This window comes from Geobacillus sp. WSUCF-018B (assembly GCF_002809985.1).
Lineage (GTDB): Bacteria > Bacillota > Bacilli > Bacillales > Anoxybacillaceae > Geobacillus > Geobacillus thermophilus.
This window is the reverse complement of record NZ_PIJF01000081.1, coordinates 1-6,818: the sequence shown is the minus strand read 5'-3', so window position 1 is coordinate 6,818 and position 6,818 is coordinate 1. Positions and strand designations below refer to the sequence as shown.

Genomic DNA, 6,818 nt, shown 5'->3' with positions numbered 1-6,818 from the left:
GTGACGGGGCAAGCCTATGGCTTGCCTTCGACAGTCGAAAATGGACAAACCGCTTTTCCGTCAAGGATATGTTAAACTTCTTCGTTGCATCTATATAGATATGCTGTCAGGCGGCAACGGCCGGTGCAGTACAAAGCGCCGCATTTCGCCGCCCCGCCCTGGCCGTTGCTGCCGTGTTGGCGCAACGGTATAATAGCGAATGATGGACGTGTCAATCATTGGAGGGAATAAGTACGTGAGAACGACGATTGCGGAAGTAAACCAATATGTCGGCCGGCAAGTCACGATCGGCGCCTGGCTGGCCAATAAGCGCTCGAGTGGAAAAATCGCCTTTTTGCAGCTGCGCGACGGGACGGGCTTCATTCAAGGCGTCGTCGAAAAGGCGAACGTCTCAGAGGAAGTATTCCAACGCGCGAAAACGTTGACGCAAGAAACATCGCTGTATGTGACCGGAACAGTGCGCATTGACGAGCGTTCGCCGTTCGGCTACGAACTGTCGGTTACGGACTTGCAAGTCATCGATGAAGCGGTCGATTACCCGATTACGCCAAAGGAGCACGGCGTCGAATTTTTGATGGACCATCGCCATTTATGGCTTCGGTCGCGGCGTCAGCATGCCATTATGAAAATCCGCAACGAGGTCATTCGGGCAACGTACGAGTTTTTCAACGACCGCGGGTTCGTCAAAGTCGATGCGCCGATTTTGACCGGCAGCGCGCCGGAAGGAACGACCGAGCTGTTCCACACGAAATATTTCGATGAAGACGCGTATTTGTCGCAAAGCGGCCAGCTGTATATGGAGGCAGCGGCGATGGCGCTCGGCAAAGTATTTTCATTCGGCCCGACGTTTCGCGCTGAAAAGTCGAAAACGCGCCGCCATTTGATCGAATTTTGGATGGTCGAGCCGGAAATGGCGTTTTACGAGTTTGAAGACAACTTGCGGCTGCAGGAAGAGTACGTCTCCTATCTTGTGCAGTCGGTGCTCAGCCGCTGCCGGCTCGAGCTTGGGCGGCTTGAGCGCGATGTGTCCAAACTTGAGTTGGTCACGCCGCCGTTTCCGCGCCTGACGTATGACGAAGCGATCAAGCTTTTGCACGACAAAGGGTTCACCGACATCGAGTGGGGCGACGACTTCGGCGCGCCGCATGAGACGGCCATTGCGGAAAGTTTCGAGAAGCCGGTCTTTATCACTCATTACCCGACGTCATTAAAGCCGTTTTATATGCAGCCGGATCCGAAGCGGCCGGACGTTGTGTTGTGCGCCGACCTCATTGCCCCGGAAGGGTACGGGGAAATTATCGGCGGCTCGGAGCGCATCCATGATTATGACTTGTTAAAGCAACGCCTTGAGGAACACCATTTGCCGCTTGAGGCGTATGAATGGTATTTGGATTTGCGCAAATACGGATCGGTGCCGCACTCTGGGTTCGGGCTCGGCCTCGAGCGCACGGTCGCTTGGATTTGCGGCGTCGAGCATGTGCGTGAAACGATCCCATTCCCGCGCCTTCTCAACCGTTTGTATCCGTAACCCCCCTGCAAAAAGGGGGTTTTTTTGCCGCCGGCATGTTATACTATAGTTGAGGTGCATCGGCATGGAAAAGAAAAAGGTGGCCGAATGGCTGGCGCAAGGAAGCGTCGCCGTTCCAAAGCTGTTATTGAACCATTATAAACAGCTTGGCTTGAGCGAGGCGGAACTCGTGCTGCTTTTGCATATGCAGTCGTTTTTTGAGCAAGGGATCACCTTTCCGACGCCGGCGGAGCTGGCCGAGAGAATGACTGTCCCGGCGGCGGAGTGCATGGAAATGATGCGCCGCCTTTTGCGAAAGGGGATGGTGGCCATTGAGGAGCATACGGACGAACGCGGCATCCGCAGCGAAAAGTATACGCTCGAACCGCTTTGGGAGCAGCTGGTTCACCATTTGTATGCAGAAGCGGCCAAGGATGAGCGCGGCGGCCAGCAGGAGGAGGAAAGCCTATATACGGTTTTTGAGCAAGAATTTGGCCGCCCGCTCTCCCCGTTTGAGTGCGAAACGCTCGCGATGTGGATCGACCAAGACGGCCATGAACCGGCCATCATTAAAGCTGCGCTGCGCGAGGCGGTGCTGTCGGGAAAACTGAACTTTCGCTACATCGACCGCATTTTGTTTGAGTGGAAAAAGAACGGCATCCGCACGATCGAGCAGGCGCACGATTACGGCAAAAAATTCCGCAAGCCGAAACCGCTCGCCCGCCCGGCGAAACAGGCGACAGGGGAATTTAAGCAGACGATTCCGTTTTTCAACTGGCTTGACTCGTAAACGAGAGCGCAGTCTCTCGTTTTTGTTTGGCCAAAATCGCGAAATGCTCGTATGGATGGCCAAACATCGCGAAAGGAGGAGAAGAGGGATGCTGACGAAGCAGCAAATCCGCTGTTGTTTGGACGTGATGGCGGACATGTTTCCCAATGCCCATTGCGAACTTGTGCACCGCAATCCGTTCGAACTGTTGATCGCGGTCGTTTTGTCAGCGCAATGCACCGATGCGCTCGTCAATAAGGTGACGAAACATTTGTTTGAAAAATACCGAACGCCGCACGATTACATCGCGGTGCCGCTTGAAGAGCTGGAGCAAGACATCCGATCGATCGGATTATACCGGAACAAAGCGAAAAATATTCAAAAGTTGTGCGCGATGCTGATTGAGGAGTACAACGGTGAGGTGCCGCGCGACCGCGATGAATTGATGAAGCTGCCGGGCGTCGGAAGGAAGACGGCCAACGTCGTCGTCTCCGTGGCATTTGGCGTGCCGGCCATCGCCGTTGATACGCATGTCGAGCGGGTCAGCAAGCGGCTCGGCTTTTGCCGTTGGGACGCGTCAGTTCTGGAAGTGGAACAAACGTTGATGAAAACCATTCCAAAGGAAGAATGGTCGATCACCCACCACCGGATGATTTTTTTCGGCCGCTACCATTGCAAGGCGCAGGCGCCGCAATGCCCGGTATGCCCGCTTCTTCATTTATGCCGCGAGGGAAAAAAGCGGATGCGAAAGAGGGAAAACAAACGTGCGCGTGCCGACTGAATGGGCTCGCCCGCTTTTTCCCGGACGGGCATATTTCTAGGCAAGTTGCCATGAAAAAGCGGATGGCCCGATAGGCCATCCGCTTTTTTGAGGTAGGTGATCTCACTGGCGGCTTCCATTTCTCATGCCAGCATTGCCGCTGTTTCCTGATTGTGGATTGGTCGGCGTTGTTGCGCCGCCATCCCCTTGGCCGTTGTCTTTGCCGCCGTTGTCTTTGCCGCCGTTGTCTTTGCCGCCGTTGTCTTTGCCGCCGTTGTCTTTGCCGCCGTTGTCTTTGCCGCCGTTGTCCTCTTCGCCGCCATCATCGCGATCTTCGTTGCCATTGCCGTTGTTTCCGCTATTTCCGCCATTGTTGTTATTTTGATTGTTTCCATTGCCCCCATGATCATCGCCGTTATCCCCGTTCGTGCCGCCATTTCCGGCGCCACGGTTGTTGCCATCATCGTTCGCTCCATTGCCCGGCGCCGTCGGCTGCTCGCCGCCAGGGATGCGGATGCTCGTGATCGCCGGCTTGCTCATCCGCTCGCCTTCCTTGGCATAGACGGCGATTGTGTACGAAGCCCCTGGCGCCACGTTCGTCACTGTCACGCTTAAATCTTTGGTCGTGACCGTTTCCGTATGCCCTTGCTCGTCTTTGATGCGCACTTCAAACAGCGTGTCGTCGGTTTTCTCATCATACGACCAAGAGACGGAAATGATGTTGGCAGCTTGATCGTACGAAGCGGCCAACCCTTTGACAGCCGGGAGCTCTTCCGGCTCATCTTTTGCGACTTCTGTCGGTTCGGTGCCGCGCACGAACAATTCATACGTAATGTCGCTTTCAGGCGTGTATTTGCCGGCAAGTTTCGGCGGATTCGTGCCTTTTTTGATCGGCAGTTTGACGACGCTGTCCGGCCGCTGAAACTCTCCGCTGCCATCGTCGAGATGGGACATCAGATCTTTCAGCAAGAGCTTCGGAATGCGCTGCTCCCGATCTCCTAATGTAGCTGTTTCGCTTTTTTTGCTGAAGCCGACCCAAATGGCCGCCGTGTAGTTTGGCGTATAGCCGACAATCCAGCTGTCCGGCACATCGTCCCGTTTGAGGCCAAACTTCGCGCCGTCTTTGCCGTAGTTTGTCGTTCCGGTCTTGCCGGCGAGCTCCAATCCTGGAACATAGGCGGACTGCCCAGTGCCAGAGCGGATGACCGATTTGAGCATGTCGGTAATCATGTATGCGGTGTAATCATGCATGACTCGCTTCGGTTTTGGCTTTAAGTCCATTTCCGTGCCGTCTGGGAAGACGATTTTCGTCACCGCATACGGCTTCGTGTAAACGCCGTTGTTGCCGAAGGCGGCGTAGGCGCCGGCCATCTGCAGCGGCGATACGTAGCGCGATACGCCGCCGATTGCGTACGGCTCATATACTTCGTCAAAACCCATGCCGAGCCGGTTGGCAAACTCTTTCGCCCGCTCCTTGCCGACCGCTTGGAACGTTTTTAACGCCGGGATGTTGCGCGACCATGTGAGGGCATCGCGCACCGTCACCGGTCCGGCGTAGCGCCCGCCGGCGTTGCGGATCGGGGTGCCGTCGGAGTACGTATACGGCTCGTCAACAAGAATGTGCGCGGTTGACCATTTTAAATATTCGATCGCCGGCCCGTAGTCCAAAATCGGCTTAATCGTTGAACCGGGCTGGCCGACAGGCTGAATTGCGTAGTTGAAACCGAACTCGATGTTGTCGCGATGGCGTCCCCCGCCTAACGCGCGAATGGCGCCCGTTTTCGTGTCGACGAGGGCGATTCCCGACTGCAAATCTTTTTTGGCGGTAAAACGTTGATCGGAGTTTAATAGCTTTTCAACGTACGATTGCGCCTCTTGATCAAGCGTCGTGTAAATTTTCAGCCCGTCTTCAAAGACGTTGACATTGGCTTTGTCCGTCACTTCTTTGATCACTTCGTCAATGAAGGCGTCGTATGGCACGGAATTTTGCGGCTTTTTCCGCTCGGTGAGCATCGATTTGATCGGCACCTGCTTCGCTTTTTCCGCTTCTTCCGCGCTGATAAAGCCATGTTTCACCATGAGCGACAAGACAGTGTCGCGCCGTTTTTTCGCCGCCTCTGGATGAACGTACGGGTTGTACCGGTTCGGGCTTTGCGGCATGCCGGCCAAGAGCGCTGCCTCGGGGAGCGTCAGCTCTTTTAAGTTCGTTTTGCCGAAGTAATATTCCGCCGCCCGGGCGACGCCATAAATGCCGTCTGAGTAATAAATTTTGTTCAAGTACATTTCCAAAATTTCGTGCTTCGAATACTTTTGCTCAAGCTGCAAGGCGAGCCACGCTTCTTGCGCTTTCCGCTCCAACGTTTTCTTTGGTGAGAGGAACGTCATTTTCACGACTTGCTGGGTGATCGTGCTGCCGCCTTCCGCGCCGAACCCTTCGCGAATATTGGCGATGACCGCGCCGGCTAGACGGACGATGTCGATGCCGTGATGCTCGTAAAAGCGGGCGTCTTCGGTCGCCAATACCGCATTTTCCAGCACTTTCGGCACGTCCTTGTATGAGATGTACGTCCGTTTGTAACCGCCCAGCTCGGCGACTTTCTTTCCGCTCATATCGTACACGGTCGACGAGAGCGGATCTTTAATTTTCGCCTCATCGAGCGGAGGGGCGTCCTTGACAAAGTAGGCGAACGCAGCCACCCCCCCGATGGCGCCAAGGGCGATCATCAGCACTATCGCAATGGCGATCGCTTTCAACCAGGACCTTCCTCTTTTCTTTTTCGCCTTCTTTTGTTTCGTCTGTTTCGCTGCCTGCTTTCGTTCCACACGAGAACGATATTCACCAGACATAAGCAAATCCTGCCTTTCTTACAAGTTTTCACCTTAAGCGGTGAAGTACACGTTTTCTATTACACTAATATAATCAATTCTCGGCTGGTAGCCAAGCGGGATATAATGCCCGTATTGTTCGATCTCCCGTTTTGGGATCGACTTTCTTCCCCCGGCTTCTTGCTCATTCCAGCGGGCAATTAAGTGGGAGGCGTCAAGCAAATACGTTTCATTGAGCAGGGAAAAACGCAAAATCGCAAAGCAAATGCCGCCGTGGGCCATGACTTGCGCCATATGGCGGATTTGGTGAGCGTGGAAATTTTTCAGCGGAAACGACGTTTTGTTTCTCGTCTCCTTTGCCTCAAAGTCGATGTATTTGCCGCGATAGATGCCGTTGTAGTCGGTCGTCGACGCCTGCCGGAAGTACGCCTCTTTGATGACGGCGGCGCTCCGTTTCGGATAATCGACGCGGACGATTTGCACCGGAGTCGGCTTTTTATGGATGACGGCGATGCCGTGCTCCCGATAATATTCATTCGTCGCGTTTAAGTCGTCTTCGAGCGTCATGCCGCGGTTGGCATAGCCGGCTGCCGCCGGCGGTCGCACCGCGCTCGGTCCGTTTCCGCGGTATTCTTTTCCTCCTGGATATTTGAGTGCCATCGCGTTCATCTCCTTTGAATGGTTTTTATTATACCATACGCTCGGAAAAGATGCGCCTTTTTTTCTTCCCCACGGCTGCGCCTGCTCTTGTTGTCGAATGGCGGCCGCATCCCGCTTTCTTTGCCGAATCTGTTCTACTTTTGTCGCTGCAGCAGGGAGTGATCCCCTTGGACGCGAATGGAATATCATCACGCCAGGGTAGCGTCAAAAGTTCTATGAAAACTCCACACAGATCATCCCATTGAGCATCGTGGGGCATGCGGAGGGCCGGATTCGCCCTTGACCAACACCCGCCA

Annotated in this window: 5 protein-coding genes; 3 read left to right on the top strand and 2 right to left on the bottom strand. The window is 54.6% G+C overall.

Going from position 1 to position 6,818, the window contains the following annotated elements:
* The first annotated feature begins 235 nt into the window (after positions 1–235).
* The 3 genes from asnS to nth all read left to right on the top strand — a co-directional run bounded on the left by asnS (position 236) and on the right by nth (position 3,057).
* Complete coding sequence (gene asnS / locus CV944_RS15990) at positions 236–1,528, top strand: asparagine--tRNA ligase (protein WP_033010100.1); 1,293 nt, start codon at positions 236–238, stop codon at positions 1,526–1,528.
* 64 nt (positions 1,529–1,592) lie between these two features.
* Complete coding sequence (locus CV944_RS15985) at positions 1,593–2,297, top strand: DnaD domain-containing protein (RefSeq protein WP_033010101.1); 705 nt, start codon at positions 1,593–1,595, stop codon at positions 2,295–2,297.
* Between the two features lie 88 nt (positions 2,298–2,385).
* On the top strand, positions 2,386–3,057 hold the full coding sequence (nth, locus tag CV944_RS15980) for an endonuclease III (RefSeq protein WP_033010102.1): 672 nt from the start codon (positions 2,386–2,388) through the stop codon (positions 3,055–3,057).
* 102 nt (positions 3,058–3,159) lie between these two features.
* Here the strand turns inward: nth and CV944_RS15975 are convergent, their stop codons facing one another.
* A complete protein-coding gene (locus CV944_RS15975) occupies positions 3,160–5,883 on the bottom strand; it encodes a PBP1A family penicillin-binding protein (RefSeq protein WP_100664517.1) in 2,724 nt (907 codons plus the stop codon).
* Between the two features lie 33 nt (positions 5,884–5,916).
* Positions 5,917–6,522: a Holliday junction resolvase RecU gene (gene recU, locus CV944_RS15970; RefSeq protein WP_033010104.1), complete on the bottom strand. Its 606-nt coding sequence runs from the start codon at positions 6,520–6,522 to the stop codon at positions 5,917–5,919.
* Positions 6,523–6,818: the final 296 nt, after the last annotated feature.

What these genes read in the sequence shown, in the direction of transcription:
- CV944_RS15985 (WP_033010101.1), top strand. Translation starts at nt 1,593, where the DNA reads ATGGAAAAGAAAAAGGTGGCCGAATGGCTGGCGCAAGGAAGCGTCGCC.
- nth (WP_033010102.1), top strand. Translation starts at nt 2,386, where the DNA reads ATGCTGACGAAGCAGCAAATCCGCTGTTGTTTGGACGTGATGGCGGAC.
- CV944_RS15975 (WP_100664517.1), bottom strand. Translation starts at nt 5,883, where the DNA reads ATGTCTGGTGAATATCGTTCTCGTGTGGAACGAAAGCAGGCAGCGAAA.
- recU (WP_033010104.1), bottom strand. Translation starts at nt 6,522, where the DNA reads ATGGCACTCAAATATCCAGGAGGAAAAGAATACCGCGGAAACGGACCG.